Source organism: Lacticaseibacillus casei DSM 20011 = JCM 1134 = ATCC 393, assembly GCF_000829055.1.
GTDB classification, from domain to species: Bacteria; Bacillota; Bacilli; order Lactobacillales; family Lactobacillaceae; genus Lacticaseibacillus; species Lacticaseibacillus casei.
This window is the reverse complement of sequence record NZ_AP012544.1, coordinates 1,986,749-2,009,038: the sequence shown is the minus strand read 5'-3', so window position 1 is coordinate 2,009,038 and position 22,290 is coordinate 1,986,749. Positions and strand designations below refer to the sequence as shown.

The 22,290-nt window shown below is 45.9% G+C and carries 12 protein-coding genes; 9 read left to right on the top strand and 3 right to left on the bottom strand.

Annotated features, from left to right (window positions below):
• The first annotated feature begins 199 nt into the window (after positions 1 to 199).
• The 4 genes from LBCZ_RS09740 (at position 200) to LBCZ_RS09725 (ending at position 7,851) form a co-directional block, all read left to right on the top strand.
• Entirely contained in the window at positions 200 to 1,201 is a 1,002-nt protein-coding gene (locus LBCZ_RS09740; RefSeq protein WP_010491714.1) for a LacI family DNA-binding transcriptional regulator, read from the top strand.
• Between the two features lie 75 nt (positions 1,202 to 1,276).
• Positions 1,277 to 2,941: a glycoside hydrolase family 13 protein gene (locus LBCZ_RS09735; protein WP_010491712.1), complete on the top strand. Its 1,665-nt coding sequence runs from the start codon at positions 1,277 to 1,279 to the stop codon at positions 2,939 to 2,941.
• A gap of 1 nt (position 2,942) precedes the next feature.
• A complete protein-coding gene (locus tag LBCZ_RS09730; protein ID WP_010491710.1) occupies positions 2,943 to 4,907 on the top strand; it encodes a PTS sucrose transporter subunit IIABC in 1,965 nt (654 codons plus the stop codon).
• Between the two features lie 211 nt (positions 4,908 to 5,118).
• Entirely contained in the window at positions 5,119 to 7,851 is a 2,733-nt protein-coding gene (locus tag LBCZ_RS09725) for a YhgE/Pip domain-containing protein (protein WP_010491708.1), read from the top strand.
• A 229-nt stretch (positions 7,852 to 8,080) separates the two neighbouring features.
• Here LBCZ_RS09725 and LBCZ_RS09720 read toward each other — a convergent pair whose 3' ends face one another.
• On the bottom strand, positions 8,081 to 9,277 hold the full coding sequence (locus LBCZ_RS09720) for an AbrB/MazE/SpoVT family DNA-binding domain-containing protein (protein ID WP_010491706.1): 1,197 nt from the start codon (positions 9,275 to 9,277) through the stop codon (positions 8,081 to 8,083).
• Positions 9,278 to 9,539: 262 nt separating this feature from the next.
• Between LBCZ_RS09720 and LBCZ_RS09715 the strand changes: the two genes are divergently transcribed.
• The 5 genes from LBCZ_RS09715 to pglX (LBCZ_RS09695) all read left to right on the top strand — a co-directional run bounded on the left by LBCZ_RS09715 (position 9,540) and on the right by pglX (LBCZ_RS09695) (position 18,927).
• Positions 9,540 to 10,346, top strand: a complete 807-nt coding sequence (locus LBCZ_RS09715; protein WP_010491704.1) for a hypothetical protein — start codon at positions 9,540 to 9,542, stop codon at positions 10,344 to 10,346.
• 116 nt (positions 10,347 to 10,462) lie between these two features.
• Positions 10,463 to 11,062, top strand: a complete 600-nt coding sequence (locus tag LBCZ_RS09710; protein WP_010491701.1) for a DUF1819 family protein — start codon at positions 10,463 to 10,465, stop codon at positions 11,060 to 11,062.
• The gene (locus LBCZ_RS09705; protein WP_025012992.1) at positions 11,059 to 11,637 is read left to right on the top strand and encodes a DUF1788 domain-containing protein; all 579 of its coding nucleotides are present in this window, start codon (positions 11,059 to 11,061) and stop codon (positions 11,635 to 11,637) included. The genes LBCZ_RS09710 and LBCZ_RS09705 overlap by 4 nt, the downstream gene beginning before the upstream one ends.
• A gap of 57 nt (positions 11,638 to 11,694) precedes the next feature.
• A complete protein-coding gene (gene brxC, locus LBCZ_RS09700) occupies positions 11,695 to 15,339 on the top strand; it encodes a BREX system P-loop protein BrxC (protein ID WP_025012991.1) in 3,645 nt (1,214 codons plus the stop codon).
• Positions 15,340 to 15,369: 30 nt separating this feature from the next.
• A complete protein-coding gene (gene pglX / locus LBCZ_RS09695) occupies positions 15,370 to 18,927 on the top strand; it encodes a BREX-1 system adenine-specific DNA-methyltransferase PglX (protein WP_041084749.1) in 3,558 nt (1,185 codons plus the stop codon).
• Between the two features lie 59 nt (positions 18,928 to 18,986).
• On the opposite strand, the gene LBCZ_RS09690 is transcribed toward pglX (LBCZ_RS09695), so the two are convergent.
• Together LBCZ_RS09690 and pglX (LBCZ_RS09685) are read right to left on the bottom strand one after the other, a co-directional pair.
• Positions 18,987 to 20,069, bottom strand: a complete 1,083-nt coding sequence (locus LBCZ_RS09690; protein ID WP_010491694.1) for a site-specific integrase — start codon at positions 20,067 to 20,069, stop codon at positions 18,987 to 18,989.
• Entirely contained in the window at positions 20,062 to 22,272 is a 2,211-nt protein-coding gene (pglX, locus tag LBCZ_RS09685) for a BREX-1 system adenine-specific DNA-methyltransferase PglX (protein ID WP_138083540.1), read from the bottom strand. The genes LBCZ_RS09690 and pglX (LBCZ_RS09685) overlap by 8 nt, the downstream gene beginning before the upstream one ends.
• Positions 22,273 to 22,290 lie beyond the last annotated feature (18 nt).

Here is a 22,290-nt window from a genome sequence, read left to right as displayed (position 1 = left end):
AAAGAAGTCATGTCCTTGCTCCAGTTATGTGGCCTTAATTGGTCATGTGGCTGGAGTTTTTGTTTGCCTCGGCGTGGTGTTTAGTGAGGACAGTCCTGCGCAAAGTGCGCGGAAAATTCCCGGATAACAACTTGACATTCTCTGAAAGCGCTGTATACTCGTTTTATGAAATCGATTCCATAAAAAGGAGAGCAAGTCCATGGCGACGATTCGGGAAATTGCGACAGCAGCGGGGGTCGGCGTGACAACCGTGTCGCGATATTTAAATCATCATCCGTATATTTCCGCGGACAAGAAGGCGCGGATTGAAGCGGCGATTCAAACGCTAGGCTATACACCGAGTGCTGCAGCGACCTCATTGCGGGCCCAAGCCACTGGCAATATCGGGGTTTTGGTCTCGCGGGTGACGAATCCGTTTTTCGCTGGGTTGTTTGATGCAATTGAGCGCACGCTGCATGAGCAAGGTTATCAAGTGATGATTTCGCAGACTTATGACGATCCGGATGCCGAGGAGCGGTTTTTGGATCAATTGAAAAGCCGGAAACTGGATGGCATTATTTTGGCCTCGGTTGAAGCACCGGAGCGGGTTGCGGCTGTTGCCAAAGCTTTTCCCGGGCGTGTCGTAGTGGTGAATGCCGATGTGAAGATTCCACATGCGACTTCCTTGGTGCTGCCGCATTATCAGGCAACGCGGGATGCACTTGATTACCTGTATGAAAAAGGGCACCGCCGATTTGCCTACGTGACAGGCGGTGCCATTCAAAGCGCGCGGCACGGGAAGACCCGTACTCAAGCGTTCTTTGACTTTATGGCGGCACATAAACTGGCAGTTGAGCCATCATTACTTTTCGATCAAGTGCATACCGCCGCGGAAGGCCAAGCGATTGGCAAGCAATTAGCCGCATTAGCACCAGTCAAGCGGCCTGACGCCATTTTTACCAACTCGGATGAAGTGGCGGTTGGCGTGCTGGATAGTTTGCTGGCGGCGGATCTGAAGGTACCGGATGACATCGCGGTGATGGGGTATGATGATCAGCCATTTGCGCCGTTCGCCCGCGTGCCGCTGACCACCGTTCATCAACCGGTGACCGAGATGGCCCAGGTTGCCACGGATATGTTGTTGCGCGGACTTGGCCGCGGCGACCACCAAAAGGATCCGGCAACATTAGCGTTATCGTTAAAAATCAGGCAAAGCGCCTGAGTTTTATTTTTAGCCAATATGGAATCGATACCACACTTTAAATATCAAAGCGTCATTTAGCAGGGGGATTCAAACATGGTCAATCCAACCAGCCGCACATGGTGGCAACAGGAAATCTTTTATCAAATTTATCCGGCGTCATTCAAAGACAGTAACGACGATGGCATTGGTGACTTGCCTGCCATCATTGAGGAATTGCCAAAACTTAAGGAATTAGGCGTGACGGCGATTTGGCTGTCGCCGATTTACAAAAGTCCGATGGTGGACAACGGCTACGATATTTCGGATTATCAAGCCATCAATCCGCAGTTTGGCACCATGGCCGATTTTGACCGGCTCATGGCAACAGCTAAGACGCTTGGCATTAAAGTCGTGATGGATTTGGTGGTGAATCACACATCGGATCAGCACCCGTGGTTTCAGGCAGCGTTAAAAGATCCAAACTCGCCGTATCGGCAGTTTTATATTTTTCGTCAGGGTCACGACGGCCAGCCGCCGAATAACTGGCGCTCGAACTTCGGCGCCGGCTCGGCCTGGACCGTGGTGCCGGGTGAGCCGAACACATACTACCTGCACGTTTTTTCGCCGGAACAACCGGATCTCAATTGGGAAAATCCGAAACTGCGGCAAGCCATTTACCAAATGATTAATTGGTGGCTGGCAAAAGGCTTGGCTGGCTTCCGCATTGATGCCATCACGTTTATTAAAAAGGATCAGGACTTTGCGGCGTTGACCCCTGATGGCAGTGATGGCCTTGGCAAGATCAAGCGTAAGGCTGAAAATCGTCCGGGTCTGGGTCGTTTTCTTAAAGAGCTAAATGATGCGACTTTTCGTCCAGCCAACGCCGTCACAATTGGCGAGGCTTCTGGGGTAAGTTACGATCAGCTAGCTGATTTCATCGGTCCCAACGGCTACTTTTCCATGATTTTTGATTTTCATTATGCCGATATCGATGTGGCTTCCGGTTCCGAATGGTTCAAACAAACGGACTGGACACCCAAAATGTTAGGTGACGCGATTGCCAAAAGCCAGCTGGCGATTCAAAAGGTTGGTTGGGGCGCGAACTTTTTGGAAAATCATGACCAGCCGCGGAGTTTGAGCAAGTATATTAAGGATCCGGCTTATCGCAATGCTATCGGAGCCAAAGCACTGGCATTGTTGTACTTCTGCTTACGGGGATGTCCGTTCATTTATCAAGGGCAGGAGTTAGGGATGGTCAATGCAACGCGAACCAGGATCGACCAGTTTGACGATCTGCCGACGCACGATAACTATCAGCGGGCGCTTGCGGAAGGCTATTCCCCAGCGGAGGCGCTGGCGTGTGTCAATCGGCGGTCACGCGACAATGCGCGCACACCGTATCCTTGGAATGATCAGGTCAATGGCGGCTTCAGCACCCATCAGCCGTGGTTGCCAATCGCCCAGCAGGCCCCTGGTGTGAACTGGCAGGATGAGCATGCAGATCCAAACTCGGTGTGGCACTTTTACCAAAAGCTTTGCCGGTTGCGCAACGATTCGTCATTGCGGACGGATCTAATTGAGGGCGATTTTGCTCCGATCAAGGTCGCAGACGATCATGTTATCGCCTATGCCCGCGGGCAGCATGTGCAGATTTTCGTCAATTTAAGCGCCCAGCCGGCAACGGTCGCATTACCGGCTGGGCGGATCTGGCTTAATAACTATCCGGATGCCGCACCAACGTTGAAACCTTATCAAGCAATTCTCATTGAGGTGAATTAAGATGGCAAAAAATTATGAACAAGAAGCAAAAGCAATTCTGAAGCTGGTCGGGGAGAACAACATTGATTCCGTGACCCATTGCCAAACCCGGTTGCGCTTTGTAGTCAAGGATCGCAAGGCAATTGACGACAAGGCGCTGGAAAAACTACCGGAAGTCAAAGGCGTGTTTTATGGCTCTGGCCAGTATCAGGTCATTATCGGCACTGGTGTTGTCAACGATGTGTATGCGGCGATTGCCAAGCTAGGCACGGTGAATGCCATTTATGGCAAGGATGACGCCGATACGACTGCGGCGGCAACCGGTGAGCACAAAACGCTCGTGCAACGCTTGATGGCGATGTTGTCTGGTATTTTCATTCCGATTATTCCAGTCATCGCCGCAACCGGGTTGTTTTTAGGGTTGAAAAGTGCCGCCACGAACGCTCAGGTCTTGAAACTTTTCGGTGCGGTTCCCAGTGATATTCCCGCGAGTTTAACCTCGGTAATTTCCGTTTTGACCGACACGGTGTTCGCGTTCCTACCTGCGCTGATTGTCTGGTCAACGTTCCGCTATTTTAAAGGGACGCCAATTATCGGGATCGTCATCGGCTTGATGCTGGTGTCGCCGATTTTACCGAATGCCTATTCTGTGGCGGATGGCAGTGCCAAGGCGATTATGTTGTTTGGCTGGTTGCCGGTTGAAGGTAGTCAGGGATCGGTGTTAACCGCACTGGTGGCTGGCTTTATCGGGGCAAAATTGGAACTCTTTTTCCGGCGGCACATGCCCAATGTGTTGGAACAGATTCTGACGCCGTTTCTCACCATGCTGGTCACGTTCGCCATCATGATTCTGGGGGTCGGTCCCATTGTTCATGCGATTGAAAGTGGGATGCTGGTCGGCGTTGAAGCGGTGATCCACTTGCCATTTGGGATTGGCGGCTTCCTGATCGGGGCAGCGTATCCGCTGATGGTCCTGATCGGGATCCACCAGACCATGATTGCCATCGAAACATCTTTGCTGGCGTCAACCGGGTTGAACCCGTTGATCACGTTGGAAGCTATGTATGGATTCGCGAACTTAGGCGTGGCGCTCGCCATTTTCCTGCGGGCCCGTTCCAATAAGGCAAAAGCCACGTCAATGGGCGCGTTCACGTCGCAGCTCTTCGGGGTTTCGGAACCGACGTTATTCGGGGTCTTAATTCGCTACAACTTCCGGCCACTGATCGTTACGGTGCTGACGTCCGGGCTCGGGGCGGCCATTCTCAGCATGCTCAACGTCGCAGCCAACTCATACGGACTCGCGGTGGTGCCGTCTTACCTGATGTACATCTATAACGGCCACGCATTGTTATGGTACACAGTGGTTTCGTTAGGTACGGTGGTGGTTGCCTTCGTTGCCACCAACGCATTCGCAATTCCTAAAGAAGTTCTGAAGCCTGACGAAAACGTCGAGACGGCCAATGCCGTGATTTCCTCCACCGTCAGCGACGACAAAGTCTACGCACCGGTCAGCGGTGAAACCGTGGCCTTGGCCAAGGTCAGCGATCCGGTTTTCGCTTCCGGCATGATGGGCGACGGACTGGCGATCCAACCAGCAGAAAAAGGCGTCAACAACGTCTACGCCCCGCAAACCGGTACATTGTCGGTGGTTGCCGACACTGGCCACGCGTATGGCATGACGACCGATGACGGCATGGAAATTCTGGTCCATCTGGGCATCGACACCGTCAATTTGAAAGGCGCGCCGTTCACGGTGGCTGTTAAAGCCGGTCAGCATGTCAACAAGGGCGACTTACTCGGCACCTTTGATCAAGCGGCGATCAAAAAGGCCGGACTTGATCCAACCACCATCGTGCTGATCACGAACAGTAAATCATACGCGCGTATCGAGCCGGTTGCGGACACAACTGTTCAAGCTGGTGCGGATCTCCTTGCGGTTCAACGGGAAGATGTGAAGGTTGAGTCGGTTTCGCCGGCGTCGTTGTAGGAAAAATTGCATTGAAATAAGCCTTAATGCTACCTTGGGTGTTTGGATGCCTGATAAGGTAGGGTTAAGGCTTTTTATGATGTTTTTGATATTCTGAAACGTCAAGCGCTGTCCTTGCAAAACCTAACACATCCCGCATTTTGTCCAATGGCGTGAGCAAACACCTGTGATATAATCAACCAATATTTCAAGCTGACATTCGGAGGAAGTTATGCGTAACATTGGTAAACTAGTTGCTTTGGACTGGAAACGGATTGTGAAAAGTCCGTTCGCTTTTCTGCTGATCGCGGCACTGGTCATCATTCCCAGCCTTTATTGCTGGTTTAACGTTTGGGCGCTGTGGGATCCTTACAGCAATACCCAGGATCTGACGGTCGCGGTATACTCGGCTGATCAGCCGGCGACTTTTCGGGATCAGAAAATTGCGGTCGGGGACGAGCTGATGGATCAACTGAAGCACAATAAACAGCTTGGCTGGCGGTTTGTGGATTCTAAAAAGGCCGTCCAAGAAGGCGTCAAAAGCGGCAAGTATTACGCCGGTGTCGTGGTGCCAAAGCATTTTTCCACTGATCTGCTGAGCTTTGTTGACGGGAAGATCCATAAGTCTAAGCTGGATTATTATGTAAACGAGAAAATCAATGCGATTGCTCCGAAAATTACCAGCACCGGCGCAAGCACGCTGCAAAATACCATTTCGGATGAATTCGTCGCAACCGTCGCCAAAACGCTGGTCAAGACGTTTAATAAAGCCGGCATCAAGCTGGATCAAAACCTGCCGATGATTCGGCGGTTTGCCAGTCTGGTCACGAATACCAATGATCAGTTACCGACCATTGAAAAGTACCTGGCTGAAGTGGACGACTTACAAGGAAAAATGCCGGCAATTCGGGCAAAGTTACAAATGGCAAATGAAATCGCCGGGTATCTCCCAGAAGTCAATCAAATGGCCCAGAAACTAACCGCCGCGAATGGTTATTTGCCGATGGTGCAAGATGCCGGTGAACTGCCAACTGCGGTGAAAAGCAAATTACCGGAAGTTCAGCAAGCCGGCGCGCAGCTGAACACGGTGGTCACCAATTTTGATCAACTGGAAAGCGGCGTCAGTCAAGCGGTCAAAGTGACCGATCAAGGCATCACGGTGATTAATCAGGTCGATGGCACCTTACCAGCGCTGACGGATTTCGGCCAAAAAGCGCAGGCGGCAGTGGGGACCACCAAAGATGAGGTGCTGCCGAAAATCAGTACTGCTTTGGATGTTGTGCAAAATGCCACCGATGCCGGTTTGACGCTGATTGCGGCAGCCAACACCAGCCTAAGTGCGGATTTAACGACCTTGCAGAATCAACTCCAGCAGCTTGACAATAATCAGGATAAGGCCGCCGTTAAGCAGGCGATGGTCGAACGGGTGACGGCCTTGGCGAAGCGGCAGGGCAAGGTGGCGGACAACGCGACTAGGTTGGCCGAAATGCTTGAACGGGTGCAGGCCAGCCTTAACAAACATACCGGTAAAGACGACCAGATCTTGGCCGGCGCCATTGCCCAGCTGAAAGAAGTTGCGGCAACGGCAACCGCAGTGAAGGATGGTGCCGAAGCGCTGGCCAAGGACGTGCCTAATCTGAGTACCAGTGAGATCCAGGCACGCTTGGGAGCGCTAGCCAAAACGGCTGATCAGTTTGCTGCCACTGCTGATGCGCTCAAGGCACTCGATATCGGCACCAGTGTCAAACAGGTGTTGAACGACTTTAAAGCCGCACTTGAGGACGCCAGCACCACGCTTGCCACCATCAACAATCAGATCTTGCCAGAACTACCATCGCTCCTCAGTGGCACCAAGGATTTGCTCACGCAGGCGCATAGCTTTTTGGTCAAGGCTCAACAACAATTGCCAGCGCTGAAGCAGGAACTAACCGATGCCAACACCTTACTGAATGGACACATGAACCTGATCACGAGTGGCGTGACGACCGTTGCCGATTTGTACCAAAACGATTTTCCTAGTCTTAAAGCCAAATTGACGAAGGCGACCGACTTTATTAACCAGGATCTGCCGGGCATTGAAAAGGATCTGACCAACACCTTGGCGCTGGCAAACGAAAAAATGCCGCAGCTGCAGAGTGGGCTGGATGATGCGCATACCTTCATCAAAAACGACTGGCCGACCCTAAAAGATGCCATTCAAAAAGGCGCCGCTGCCATCAAAAAAGGTGAAAAGTCGGTTGACCTGTCGCAACTGATCAAGCTTTTGCGCCGGGATGCGACGAAAGAGGCCGGGTTCTTGGCTAAACCGGTCGAGCTCAAGCAACAAAGCTTCTACGCGATTCCGACGTACGGATCGCAAAGTGCGCCATTCTATCTGGCCTTGTGTATCTGGGTCGGGGCATTGTTACTTGGGGCGATTTTGGTCACCGAATACCAGTTGCCGGCAACACTCAGCGATGCCACGGTCAAACAAATGTACGTTGCACGCTGGCTGACGTTTGTGGGACTGGGGATGTTGCAGGGCCTCATTGCGGCACTTGGCAATCTTTTCCTGATTGGCACTTACGTCGTCGACAAGCCACTTTACCTGCTATTTTCCATGATGCTGAGCGTGGTCTTCGTTTCGATCCTCTACATGTTGATCTCGCTATTCGGCAACATCGGGAAAGGCATCGGCATCATCATTCTGGTCTTGTCCATTTCCGGAGCCGGAGGGAACTTCCCAGTCGTGCTGTCAGGCAAATTCTTCCAGATGATCAATCCGTGGCTGCCATTTACCTACGCCGTCAACCTCTTACGGGAAACGGTCGGTGGTATCTACTGGCCTAATCTCTGGCTTGACCTCGCCGTTCTGGCCGTATTCGGCATTAGCTTCTTCTTGTTGGGACTCTTCTTGAAGGAACCGATTCACCCGTGGATTGAGAAAATGCACACCATTACGCGGCGATCGAAAATTATTGAATGATTTTGAAGTGTCGGAGATAACTGATGCAGAAATTAGGTCGTTTGGTGATCGACAAAAGGCAACCTGACTGGCGATTTGCTGGTGAGGTTGTTTTTTACATAGACGGCCGGTTACGGTATGTTTGAATGCGCCAACGATAGGGTACAGCAGTTCAAGGTGTCAGCGATTGGAGCAAAATAAAATGGCGAACTTCAGTTTATGCGCTGAGGCTCACCATTTGATGTAATTTCTATGCCGATTTTTCAGATGACTTTTCTTTTCCACTCGTCACCGTCACGACGAAGGTGGATTCATCTTTTTGATAAAGCCGGTGGATGTTTTGCAGCAGCAGCATGATCCATGACATGGCTAAGGCGAAGGCGATCATCTCGAACGCAGTCAGCGACAGGTAGTGCACGAATTGGAACAGGATGGCGGCTAAGATAATGATGCCGCCGATGGTGTAGCTGGTGCTGAGAAATTCGCGCGATACCCCCGGCAGCAGCCAGCGCACGGCGATGATCATGCCGATCAGGAAGTAGTTCAGGAACCACGCGCTTTGGGTGTGCAGAACATGCAGGATACCGCGATTATTCGGGAACAGGCCGACCCCCAGCAAGGCGATGGCAGCGACGGTCAGTAAGATGCGGAGCGCGATTAGCCGCCAGTCGGTTTTGCGATGCGCCATGAGCGGAACGAATAAGTAGTCCACCAAGGCGATCCACAGCAAGGCCGACACCGCGATGGTCAGGTTAAACTGCCACGCGTTCAGGGCTTTGCTGGTGCCTAAAAAGCTGACATTGTGCTGCCACCACTGACGCGAACTGTTGGTCACAATCGCGCCCACCACGCCGCCGACAAATGTTGACAGAAACAGCGTGGTAATAAACGACGTCGAAATCGACAGCGCCGAATAAATCATCAGGTAGTTCACAATACTGATAAAAATGAAGAACAGCCCGGTCGCCGTGTAAATATCAAAACTGACACCTTCAAACATATAACCAATCGCCCAGAAAAACACCGAGGCCACGAATGCTAGAATAATCGCAAACGACAGCAGCAACGTCGGGAAAATCCGCCAATACCGACGCCGATGATCACGTCCATGGATCTGCCGGTGATTGCGAATATACGCCACCGCAAACGTACTCATGCCACTCAGCTCGCCAAGGACAATCACCATCTGCGCAATCGAGTTTTTCCCCGTCATCGGCACTTGCATGATGTTAAAGTAGAAGAAATACGCCAGAAAAATAATCCCTGACAGAATTGATGGAATCAGAAAGAACCGCAGCGAAATCGTCTGCGTCCCCGTATCCGCCTGCTTCGGCCGAATCACCGCTTCCTTATCTTTTAACGTCACCTCGACTTGTTCGCCATCTTTAATATCCAGGTCTTCCATGATGGCGTCAGGGATGACGATGTGATGTGCTTGTTTGGTCAATTTTTTCTGCTCCCCAAAGATGCTTGATGTTACTTCTATACAGAACCTAACTGTAGCACATCCAGCGCGAAGGGGAAAAGCCAACTTATCCAACTTTTGCAGTTGAGCAGAACCTTTTCGTTAACCTCGCAATTTAATGGGATTCCGTTTAAAATCAAATTATGTTGGCGCATAGGGCAAAATGGCCAGTCAACAAGCCACAGTCGCCAACGGTTCTGGCTGGAAAAATGGGTGCCGATACTTTTTGCAAAGGAGTTACGCTATGGCGCAAATTGATGCGATCAACCAGGTCATCAACCTCGTTAGCCTGGTCGTTTTGTTATTTGCAATCGTCAAGACTTACCGGCAAGTCCGCTCACTGAACCTACTGGACTACATCATCATGTACTTAAAATACCGGCAAACCATCTACGAAGAAATGCAAAAAAATCCACAAATTCGCCAAAAGCAGCTACTTTCCATCGCCGTCACGCTGCTCATCGCCACCTTCTGGGTCATCAGCAGCCTCCAACACCTCATGGCACAATGGAACTTCAGCAACCTCCTGAACGCCATAACAACCCTCGGACTGCTAGGCCTTTTCCTGTTTCAAACCTGGCAAACCAAACACCTCAACGAAAACAACCGTTACTTAACCTTCGCCAACAACTACCAACGCCGCCACTTCGACGACGTCCTCCACATCTTCCAGAAAAAGTTAGACGAATGGACCCCACAAGACGACGCCGACCAACGCGAATGGGACAGATTCCACAAACTCCTGGAACGCGTCAAGACAGAGGCTCAACACAACCGCCGCACCGCCATGTTCAGCGACGATCTATACGCGCTATTCGACGACAAGCTGCTCCTACACGAAGGCAGCGAGCCGTTAACCTTCCGCGAAAAAGGCATCTTGAGCTACTATGTCGGTTATTGGGATGCCGGGCCGTATAACGACTACACCCTTGGCATGTTGGAAGACATGGACGAGCGCGAGCGGCGGATCGCGTCGCGGGTGGTTAATGTTTCCATGGGGTTGATGGCTGCTGGGTTGATTTGGGTGGCGGTTAGGCAGGTTGTGGGGTAGTGGAGGCAAAAATAGTTATCCACAGCCTAGTTTTAGGAGAGCCAGCGTGCAGCAGGTTTTCTTGATATAATATGAAATGAAACGGTTTCTACTTTTAACGGTAAAGGAGGCACATTGTGAAAAAACTGTCTGCTAGTATTGTGTCTCAAGGTTTTTGGTTTAGGGAATTTGTTGCAACGGCATCAATGCTGAACTCTGGGAAATCCTGGAATGACGTCGATCAGGCCATTATAGAAGACAACGTGTTCCAGCTGTCTTCGAAAAACCGACAAAACGATGTGCGCCTTGCGATGCACCGGCGTTACCACGAATTACCAGATGATTTCACAAAGAATTTGGACCAGTTTACCTTAAGCAATCAAAAGTTAATTAATCTAGTTGCCATCATGAAGATGTCAGCGTTAGTTGAAGATTTCGTTTTAACTGTGGTTAAGACAGAATTTGTGATGGGTGATTTAAAGCTGGAACCATATGAGATCGGGACTTACATGAGAAACTTACCTTTGATGCATCCGGAAGCGAGCCACTGGCGTTCGGTCACAGTAAAAAAGCTTAAGAACAAGTTACGTGAATATTTAGTTGCCAGTGGATTGGCGGAGCATAAGGAGGAAAACCTTGTGTTGCAGCGAGCAGTTTTAGATCCCCAAGTCGAACGGCTACTAAAACAACACGATATGACGCAATATATCGAGGCACTAACAGGGAGACAAGTATGACAGCATTGGATAAACGATTTGAACGATTTCGTGAGAAGCTGAAGGATCCGGCTTTTCAACAGAATCGTGGACTATCAAACGAGGTCGGTTTTTATATTTTTGACTATGATCCCAAAGATGAGTTGCGAGTCCGCAATGAGGTGGAAAACATTGCAAATACCTCAACACCAGCGACAATTAAAGCTAACGTCCAGGTCTTCAACTTGTTAAACATTGTCATGACTATATTTGAACAGATGGGGTATAGCCTGTCAGAAGCGGAGAAAAAAGACGGCATTAGCGTGGTCATTCGGCAAGTAAATAATGTTCTGAAGATGGGGCATGAACATAACCTGATCGTTCAGTATATAGAAGAGCACTTGATTCGGAATGATTCTCCGACCATTATTTTCTTAACGGGGGTGGGTCAGGTCTTCCCGTTGATCAGATCTCACCGCGTTTTGAACACATTAAATCAGGTCATTGATAAGCAACCGGTGGTTATGTTTTTTCCAGGTAAATATAACAGCTTAAATCTTAATATTTTTGAAAAATTGTCAGATAACAATTATTATCGAGCATTCCGAATTGGTTAATTAAAGTCAACTTGAAAGATCAAAAGGACATTGTTAAAGAGAAAAGGGGTATGGGGCATGGAAATTAAAGAATTGTTCAAACGACCGATCGATCGAAATATTCAAGGTGTCATCAAAGTTGATCAAGATGATGACGCAAATGTAAGACAGGAGCTTGAAGAATACGTTGTGACAAAAGAGTTACAACGCCATTTTGCTGATTTCTTCAGTGCTTTCAACGAGAGCTTGCATGGCCCAACGGATGATATGGGTGTGTGGATTTCAGGCTTCTTCGGTTCTGGGAAATCACATTTTTTAAAGATTATCTCTTACATTTTGTCGAATCGTCCTGTTAATCAAAAACCAGCTGTCGATTTTTTTGATGACAAGATCAATGATCCGATGGTGCTTAACGATATGCATGCCGCAGCGGCTGCTAAAAATAAGGTTATTTTGTTCAACATTGATGCTAAGGCTAAGGACAACAGCGGAACTGATCAGCAGTCCATTTTAAAAGTCTTCATGCAGGTCTTTAACGAAATGCAGGGATTCACTGATGTTGATTTTTGGATCGCTGAGTTGGAGCGAAAACTAACAGATGCGGGCAAATTTGATGCGTTTAAGGAACAGATAAGCTCTATTGATCCTAAACATCAATCTTGGGAAGAACTACGCGATGCCTATTATTTTAATAAGGGTACTATTCAGGCGGCTATGGTTGCTAGCGGTTATGCAAGTGAATCTAATGCAGAGGGTTTCATTGAACAGCTAAGTACACCTTATGAAATCAGTATCGAGGAGTTTGCTGATCGTGTGAGTGCTTATACTAAAAAAACTGGTAATCGCGTTATTTTCCTCGCTGATGAAGTGGGCCAATTTATTGGTGATAGTGTCCAGCGGATGTTGAACTTGCAAACGATTGTGGAACAACTTGGCACAAAAACACATGGTAAAGCGTGGGTCGTTGTCACGTCGCAACAGGCGATCGACAAAGTAACGGATATTGCTTCAGGACAAGATTTCTCGAAAATTCAAGGGCGATTCAAAACCAGAATTGCCATGAGTTCAACTAATGTTGACGAAGTGATTCGGCAACGGCTCTTAACTAAGACGGAACCAGCAGAAAATCTGTTAGAGTCGAAATACGAGGCGAATGCTGCATCTATCAACAATGCCATTGATTTCGACGACGGCATTAGCCGGCCAAAGTACAATTCTGGTCGTGATTTTGCGCAAAACTATCCATTTATTCCATATCAATTTGATTTATTGCAGGACGTGTTAACTGCTATTCGAGAAAACGGCTCGGAAGGCAAGCATTTGTCTGAAGGCGAACGCTCAATGTTGTCGTTGTTCCAAGAATCCGCCGAAGCAATGATGACATCTGAAGATAATGTTTTGGCACCATTCAGTCTTTTCTTTGAAGGACTAGATCAATTTCTTGATCATACCCATGCGATCGTGATTCAACGTGCCCGTGAATCTGCGAAGGTTAACCCAGATCATGAGGACAATCCATTTACACTACAGATCCTCAAGGTTTTGTTTATGGTGAAGTATGTCAAGAAATTCAAAGCAACCTTGAACAACATTACGACCTTGATGATCGATAAAGTAGACGTAGATCGAGTCGTGTTGAAAAAGCGCGTATCCGATGCGCTTACCATTTTGGTGAATCAAGAATTCGTGGAAAATAATCTGAGCGATAAGACCTATGAGTTCTTGACTGATGCTGAGCAGGACATTACGCGCGATATCAAGAATCAGCAAATTGAGAGTGGTGACATTTCCAGACAGATTAGTGACTATCTGTTTGAGGGAAAATCAGCCCTAAACGGAGCATACTCGTATCCCAAATTGAACGGCCGGTATATCTTCAACTTTGACAAGAAGATTGACAATGTTGATAGTGTGCAACATCGCAATCCTTTAACCGTTCATGTGGTTACACCCTTAGACGGTGATTTTCAAAATGAAACGGATTTTTTGCAAGCTTCTTCTGGAATAGAAAGCAATGCTGTTTTGGTTGCGTTACCAGCTACATCAGATTACATTGACCAAGTTCGCCGTGCCCTGAAGATTGAACATTTTGTTAACACTAATCCAACGGGACGAGATGAACGATACAAGATCATGGTCGATGCCCGTCAAGGTGAGCGCGTGCAATTACTTAAGCAGGCAAATATTCAAATGACTAACGCTTTAGATGATGCTGACGTTTATGTTGGCGGTCGAAAAATTGAATCCGAAGCCAGCTTCAAGAATCGGCTAGACGCTGCGATGAAGTTACTGATTGACAATAACTATCGGAAGCTTGATTATATCAACGCCGCCAAGTCTGAAAAAGATATCCAAGACTTATTTGATCCGGATCGTTTATCAATCGATGAAGGCGACAACCGTCAGGCGCTGGATGCTTTGACTGACTGGCTAATTCAAGAGAATCAGAATAACACCCATGTAACCATGACGAGTATCTTGGCTAAATTCCGTGGCATCCCATATGGTTACACCGAAGAAGACATCGAATGGTTGCTAGCAAAGCTGGTGACAGATGGCAAGTTAAAGATGTTCTTTAATGGATCGCCGATAAATACTTTGAGCGATGGGATTTCTTCCAAAGCAATGACCGAGTTCTTTACCAAAAAGCAGAAACGAACCAATCTTGCATTCCAAGTTCGACCGGAGATCCCAGCTAATAAGATTAAGAAGATGCGTGAAGTCGCTGCGGAGGTTTTTGATAAGAAGACCTTTGACTCAGACAATGAAGAACAGATGGTTAGCGAACTAAAAGCTAAAATTCAGAGTGACCTAAAGAATCTTCAGGATTTTGAGAATCTTGATCAGCGCTTCCCAGGCCATGTTTTGTTACAAACTGGGATACGGATGTCAAAAGACTTAGTGACGATTAATGACGCCAGTGTTTTCTATGATTATGTGTTTAAAAATGCTGACAGGTTGGAAGACTGGCATGAAGATTATATTGATGATGGTATCCGAGACTTTTACTTTTCCATTCCCCAGAGAGAGATCTGGGAACAGGGACTAGAAGCAGTTCGTAATTACCAACAATCTCGTGACTTTTTGAGTGACGGTGATTTGAAGGAAATAGCAAAGCAATTGGAAACTGCCCTAAAATCGCAGAAGTTGCGCAAGGAAACGGTTCCATCGATTAAAGAACTGCGCGCTCAATTCAATGAATTGTTTATTCAAGCATTTGATAAGGAAGCAGCTAAATACTTGGCCGAGATCGAAGAACTTAAGAAACGCGGGTTGGATCGGTTGTCAGATTCGGGTTTAGAAGCTACGACCCAAGAAAAATTGAAACAGGAATTCGTGATGGTCATTGACCGAATTGCTAAGGAAGGTCAAGATGCCACTACAATTAATGCACTAGCGGTAAAGCCTGCTCAGGCCCGATCACAATTGGAACAGCTTACTGGCCGCATTGCCGACATGACAGCTAAACTGGCTGTTAAACCACCGGTAGTTAAGCCTAAGTCGGACGATTCTGGGGAAGGCACAAATCCTGAACTGGTGACGCCAAAAGTCCAAGTTAAAAAGGCAGAGAGAATTGTTAAAATGCGTCAGTTACTTGATCCGGGCGACTATAAACTTGAAGATTCCGAGGATATAGAGAAGATCGCAGCCCTTTTCAAACAAAGATTAGAGGCAAAACTATCAAGCGAGCAGAATCAAGTTATTAAATTGGAAATAGATTGATGCCGTTTTGTTAAATCAGAGAGGATACAAATGGATAAAAAAGCCATTAACAAGTTCGCGGTTGAAGCTCGTCGAGAATTAATCACTGACATTTCTCTGCGTCTCCGCAATCTCGGCATTACGGAGTCTGGTATTGCCGCGAAGGAAGAAAGATCAACCAGCCAAATTGAATTCTACGGTCCGGATGTGCCGCCCGTTATTGGGGAAGACATCAAACGGCGCCAAGCTTTGGTCAATCGTCTAACTGCGATGGCCAAAGACAAGAGTCTGAAAGATGCAATTAAAGATCTCACCGAAGAGGTTGCCTATACATGGTTTAACCGGATTATTGCAATTCGATTCATGGAAGTTAATGGGTATTTACCTAGTGGTGTTCGTGTGCTTTCTTCAGAAACACACCGCAATGAACCAGACATTCTTCGGGACGCATTTGATGCTGAGGACGCGCTCGGAGGCTATACGCCTGACGAACGCAACCTGATTAGAAAGGCACAGGAAACTGAGCTACCTAAAGATATGGACAGTGCATATGCAATGCTGTTCACTAAGCAAGCGAATGCTTTACACAAAAACTTGCCGGAGTTGTTCGAAAAAACGGATGACTTCATGCAATTATTGTTCACTCCAAACTATAATCAGAGCGTCATCAAGAACCTGGTAACGATGATTTCTGAGGAGGATTTCGATGTGTCCAAGGAAGGTCAGGTCGAGATTATTGGGTGGTTGTATCAGTATTACAATAGTGAGCCACACGATCAGGTTGTGAACATCAATGGCGGCCCGGTCAAAACTAGTGACATTCCAGCAGCAACACAATTATTTACCACTGATTGGGTAGTTCGTTACATGATTGATAATTCTCTGGGAAAGCTTTATTTAGAGCATTATCCAAACTCGCCAATTAAGGACGATTTGAAATATCTTTTGCCAGGACCTATTGAACGCACTGATAAGCCCTTAGATTTAGCCGATTTGAAAGTTCTTGATGACGCGATGGGTTCTGGACACATCTTGGTCTATGCTTTTGATTTACTGATCAAAATGTATGACGAGCAAGGTTACAGTAATCGCGAAGCTGCAGCCATGATTTTGGCACATAACTTGTACGGTCTGGAAATTGACAAGCGTGCTTACCAGTTGGCTTACTTTGCGCTCATGATGAAAGCTCGGCAATACAACCGCCGAATATTGCGCAAACCAATTCAACATCATTTAAACGTCTTTGAGAATATGCAGGAAATACCGGAAGATGTATTTGCAGAGCTTAAAGGAAACTCTGAAACGATTGCCGATATTCGTGATCTTATTCAGACTTTCAAAGAGGGCAAGTTGTTAGGTTCAATTATGCATTTCGAAAAGAATTATGACCTTGTAGCAATTCGGCAAGCTATTGATACATTACCAGAGAATACTGGATTAGATGTCTTTGGTATTCATCAAGCAAAAAAGGCCCTAGGTCAAATGGTCTCCATAGCAAGTGTTCTTCAGACTAAGTTTGACGTAGTTGCGACTAATCCCCCTTACTTGAACCGAATGAATGGCGATCTCAAAAAGTTTGTGAAGAAGTACTACAAGCCATACTCAGGTGATCTCTTTTCAGTATTTATCTGGAAAAATATCAACATGACGAAACAAAACGGATATGCGGCATTCATGACACCTTTCGTTTGGATGTTTATAAAGACTTATGAATCCTTGCGTCGCAACATTCTCGAAAATCAACAAATATCAAGCTTAATACAAATGGAGTATTCTGCGTTTGAAGAGGCGACTGTTCCGATCAACACTTTTGTTGTCAGAAATTCTCAGAGCCATAATTTTACGGGGACTTACCTAAAACTCTCAGATTTTAAGGGCGGCATGGAAATACAACGGCAGTATGTTAAAAAGGCCATTGAAGATCCGTCAGTTTCGTATGTTTATCGTACTAATCAAACGAATTTTGAAAAGATTCCGGGAAGCCCAGTTGCTTATTGGGTGCCAGAAAATGTATTTGAAAAATTTCAGAATTCTCCGTCAATTAGTGATTTTCTTTTTGCCGGAGTTGGTATTCAAACTGGCAATAACCTGCGTTTTCTCAGAAGATGGTATGAAGTTTCTTTTCAAAATATAAAATTTAATGCATGCGATGCAATAGATTTCGCTCGCGCTTCAAAAAAGTGGGCTCCTATTTCAAAGGGGGGACCGTACAGAAAATGGTTCGGTAATTTAGAATATGTCATTAATTGGGAAAACAATGGTAATGAGATCAAGCAACATCTTGGGGCATCAAAACAAAAAGCAATTGTACCAAATGAACAATTCTATTTCCATTCTGGATTTACTTGGTCTGACATTACTAGCGGAAAATTCAGCATGCGACTCCTCTTGCCAGGAATGCTATTCGAAAGCAATGCTTTATCCGCTTTTTCAAAGCAGAAGAATATATCCGACCGCTATTTAATGGGGTTTGCGAATTCTACGGTTGGAAATTATCTCCTGTCAATCTTAAACCCAACGATCCATATGAAATCAGGATATTTTTTAAATCTACCTGTTTCAAGGTCCGCACAAGAACCGAATATAACCGAGAAGGTTAGACAAAATATTGTTCTTTGCCATGTCGATTGGAATTTAGATGAAAGATCTTGGGGATTTAAATGGGATCTGTTAGTTTCATGTATCGCTGAGCATAATCGAAATTGGACAGTTGAAGCTGCGTTCAATCAGTGGAAGCGAGAAGCAGAAGATCGTTTTAACCAGCTGAAGTCAAACGAAGAGGAGCTAAATCGCATCTTTATCGATCTCTATGGTTTGCAGGACGAGTTGTCTCCTGAAGAAGACGATAAAGAGGTATCTGTTCGCAAAGCAGACTTGACGCGGGATATTAAAGCATTTATTTCTTACTTCATTGGCTGTGTCTTTGGGCGTTATTCGATCGACACACCAGGCCTCGCTTTTGCAGGAGGGTCGTGGGATTCTACTAAGTATGAAACGTTTAAGCCCAGTGCCGATGACTTTATTTTGTTAACTGATGAAGATTACTTTGGTGATTCGCGGGACATTATTAACAGATTCAAAGAGTTCTTGACCACGACTTTTGGCGAAGAGCATTTGGCTGAAAACATGAAGTTTATTGCTAATGCTTTGGGCAAGCGAGGTAGTACACCAGAAGAACAAATCCGTTCATACATTCGAGATGACTTCTACAAAAAGGATCATCTTTCAACTTACCAGAAACGACCAATTTATTGGGAATTAAATTCTGGAAGAAACGGCGGATTTGTTGGCTTAATGTACCTGCATCGGTATAATACTGGGACGATGGCGATGATTCGGACGAAGTATTTACATCCGCTGCAAGAAGCATATAAGCAGCGTCTCGAACAGCTTCAAAACTTTGCAGAGAAGGAAAAAGAGACTCGCCAGAAAAATGCTTATAAGAAGCAAATCAGTAAACTGACAAAACAGATGACAGAATTAGTGAAGTATGATGAGCAGCTTCAGCACGTAGCAAATCTAAATATAGATTTGGATCTAGATGATGGCGTGTTGGTAAACCACGAGAAACTTCAAGCAGGAACTAAAATTCTGACACCAATTAAATGACCAACAAAGGCGATCGCGTGGTGTGCGATCGCCTTTGTTGTGCCAAGAAATGTGCCAATTTATATTTCTTCTAAAATTGATAGGATCTTATCATTGTCCTTGTTCTCTAGTTCTTTGATTACGTGTAGATAAGTGGACTGTGTAGTTGTGATGTTGCTGTGGCCTAAACGCTTTGAAACGGAGAGAACGCTGACACCTTGGTAAAGCAGAATAGACGCGTGGGTGTGTCGTAAACCGTGGAAGGTGATTCGAGGAAGGTTTAAAGACTTTAGCTTATGGGACAATTCTTTATTAATTTCCGCACTAACAGGGGCCTTGTTGTTGTGTATGAAAAGTGGCGTATCAGGAGACGGTTGCCAATTGGTGGTAATAAAGTCACGAAGATGTTCCAGTGACTTTGTATCTAAAAGGATTGTTCGGTTGGAGGCTCTATTTTTGGTTTTCTTGAAACCCGACTGATATTTGTAGTCCCACGTTTTGTTGACTGTCAATTCTCCTTTTTGAAAAACTATATCTCGTGGAGTGAGGCCGAGTATTTCTGCGAAGCGGAGACCTGTCACCGCGGCGAGGTAGATAATCATTTGACTAGGGACTGCTGTGTCTAAATGGTGAACCAGGGTTAACCATTCTTTATAATCCAGTGCTCGTCTTTGTTGTGGAATAATTCTTCCGGATATAATGGCCTTTCTTGTTGGATCTAACTGGAGAACTTTCTCATCAATCGCATCAAGGATAGCTGATCTAATCTGTTTATGAAGAGCGGCAACAGTCCTCGGAGCGTGGCTTTTTGCAAAGGCGTTTAGCCGTTCTTGATATATAGAGCGCGTGATGTCTCGAAGTAGGAGAGATCCGAATAAGCGATGGATGTGGTTGAGTGTGTTCTCATACTTGATATACGTAACTTTAGTGACCGCTCCTTGTTTATACAGATGAATCCAGCGTTCGAAATAATCCGCCAATGTTATATTACCTGCTTTAAACTGCTTCACGTCAATATAAGACGACTTTATCTGGCTTGCAGCTAATTCTGCATCAGCCTTAAGCGCGAAACCGGATTTGCGCAGTTTCTTGTATGTACCGTCAAGATCTTTGTAAGATATTTCGTACTGCCAAACCTTTCCGCGTTTCTGATAACTAACCATTAACACAACCTCCTTGCATAGTTGGCACATATTTGTCACAAATGACTTTGAAATGCAAGGATTTTGTCGGAGATGCTCGATTATGCTCAGCGATAGAAGCACTTAACGGGTTTGTTAAAAAATCCCATGAAGTTTCATCAACATTCCAATCCAAATCAGATAATTCAATATTTTGTTTTATGATTCCACATATATTCAATTGAGAGTTTATTTTCAATACTGGAAAGTTTCTAAAATCGCCAATCTGCATATTTATTGTCGGGTTCAATAACTTAAAAATATAGTCTCCGAGTTTTGAATTAAGTAACCCTAAAACTAAAAGTAAGTTAGATTCCGATCCAAAAGCCTCTTTGCCAGCACTATCATGAATACTCCCTGAACGACGGTAACGGATGCTGAATCCGCCACTTGTTATGAGAGACCAGGTAATTGCTGAATGAAAATACGTATCAGAACTCATAACGCGAGACTTGATTTGTGTTGTTCCTCTGGTAAAGTTTCTAATTGCAACTCCATTGTTTTTCCAATCAACTACGAAATCATAATTTCCGCTCCATTTTCTGTAGGAACCTCCTTTGTTGTAGGGGAACCACCTGGCACTTGATTTAGTGGCTTCTTCATTTGAGTGAGCATTAAAAAAAATGTTCTCAGAACTAACTTCAAACCACTGCCGAAGAAATAGAGCATTATCCCCCGTCGTAAGCCCCGCCTTAGGGTCAACAATCGTATCTAAATTAACACCTTTTTCAAAATCAATAATTAGATTTTTACTTGCCCAATAAGCAATAGGGCTTCCCGGAATCTTCTCAAAATTCGTTTGATTAGTACGATAAACATAGTTAAGAGAAGGAGTCTTGACCGCTTCAAGATACGCCTTTTGTTTCTTTGACTGAGAATCAAAGTTGACCAAGCGTTCATAAGTGCCAACGTATTCACTTTCAGGATGCTTCTGTATAACAAATGCCGTGGTTTGTACCACTTCACCGCCAATTTCTTCAAACGCTCGTGTGCCAAGGTGTGCCATGTTAATAATTGGCCAATTCATCATGCGTTCACGAAGCGCCTTGAAGCTGGAGAGAAACATCCATTGATGTTGTGTGATCATCGCAAACAGCCCATCTTCATCTGTCATACCATGAAGACGTTCAATAAAGGCTGCAAATAAATCTGATTTACTTGCTGGATAGTGTTTACTTACAAACCTTGATAATATGGATGGCATCTTTCCAGATCCCATATAGGGAGGATTCGTAACATTTATCACGTAGCGATTCTGTAATGCTGTGCCCACAGCAATTAGCTTAGAAAGCTCATTGTGATGTTCCAAGCTCTGAGACTCATCAAAAGATAATTGTCCTACTCTTTTAGTACTAACAATCGAATTAATTAATTCGTCGTTTAGTTGAACTGTCGAAAAATCTAGAAGTGAGCCTAATTCTTTTGCATTTTTAAAATTTGCCAGTAGCTCAGCTAGATTTTTAGTTATTTGCTTGTTTGTATCTTTCTCAATACCAAAGTCGGCTAATGTCAGACCGGTTGTTGGCACCTCAAAAACGTTTGGTCGCAAATCTAATCTTAGAGCACGACGATTCTCAGCACGGAACTTCATCATGACCGCAAAGTAGGTAAGCTGAAATGCCCGACGATCAATGTCAAAACCATGAAGATTGTTCTCTACTACGCTTTTGGCAGCGTCTCGACGTGAGTAACCTTCCGATTCATAAATCTGTAAGAAAACTTCAAAGGCATAGATCAGTATGTGACCTGATCCCATTGCTGGATCATCAAACGTAATAGCCTCGACTTTTTTTTCGGCAAATTCTGGTTGTGCCAAGTCTTGTTCCTGCTTAGCTTCGGGCATGAAGTATTTCCAGGCAAAATTAGAAGCTATTTCTGAAGCGGATCGCTTATCTCCTCGAGCATGTAAGACTCGGATCCAGTATCGTCCGAGAGAATTTTCAACTAGATATTTAACGATCCAGTCAGGCGTAAAAAGTTGCGTAACGGCTGGAATCTCGGAAGAGTCGTACTTCTTCTTTTTGAATGCCTCGTCCTTTGGTTCACTATTGTAATACTGATACAACCACCCAATAATTTCGACCTGCCCCTCCTTGGATACGTCGAAATCCTCCTCAGAAATCATCGTTACCAGGTTCTTGATGACGCTCTGATTATAGTTTGGAGTGAACAAAAGAACAGTCATCTTGTGGTATTTAGTGAT

Coding starts and splice junctions, on each gene's coding strand:
- LBCZ_RS09730 (WP_010491710.1), top strand. CDS start 2,943: ATGGCAAAAAATTATGAACAAGAAGCAAAAGCAATTCTGAAGCTGGTC.
- LBCZ_RS09725 (WP_010491708.1), top strand. CDS start 5,119: ATGCGTAACATTGGTAAACTAGTTGCTTTGGACTGGAAACGGATTGTG.
- LBCZ_RS09735 (WP_010491712.1), top strand. CDS start 1,277: ATGGTCAATCCAACCAGCCGCACATGGTGGCAACAGGAAATCTTTTAT.
- LBCZ_RS09705 (WP_025012992.1), top strand. CDS start 11,059: ATGACAGCATTGGATAAACGATTTGAACGATTTCGTGAGAAGCTGAAG.
- pglX (WP_138083540.1), bottom strand. CDS start 22,272: ATGACTGTTCTTTTGTTCACTCCAAACTATAATCAGAGCGTCATCAAG.
- pglX (WP_041084749.1), top strand. CDS start 15,370: ATGGATAAAAAAGCCATTAACAAGTTCGCGGTTGAAGCTCGTCGAGAA.
- LBCZ_RS09690 (WP_010491694.1), bottom strand. CDS start 20,069: ATGGTTAGTTATCAGAAACGCGGAAAGGTTTGGCAGTACGAAATATCT.
- brxC (WP_025012991.1), top strand. CDS start 11,695: ATGGAAATTAAAGAATTGTTCAAACGACCGATCGATCGAAATATTCAA.
- LBCZ_RS09715 (WP_010491704.1), top strand. CDS start 9,540: ATGGCGCAAATTGATGCGATCAACCAGGTCATCAACCTCGTTAGCCTG.
- LBCZ_RS09740 (WP_010491714.1), top strand. CDS start 200: ATGGCGACGATTCGGGAAATTGCGACAGCAGCGGGGGTCGGCGTGACA.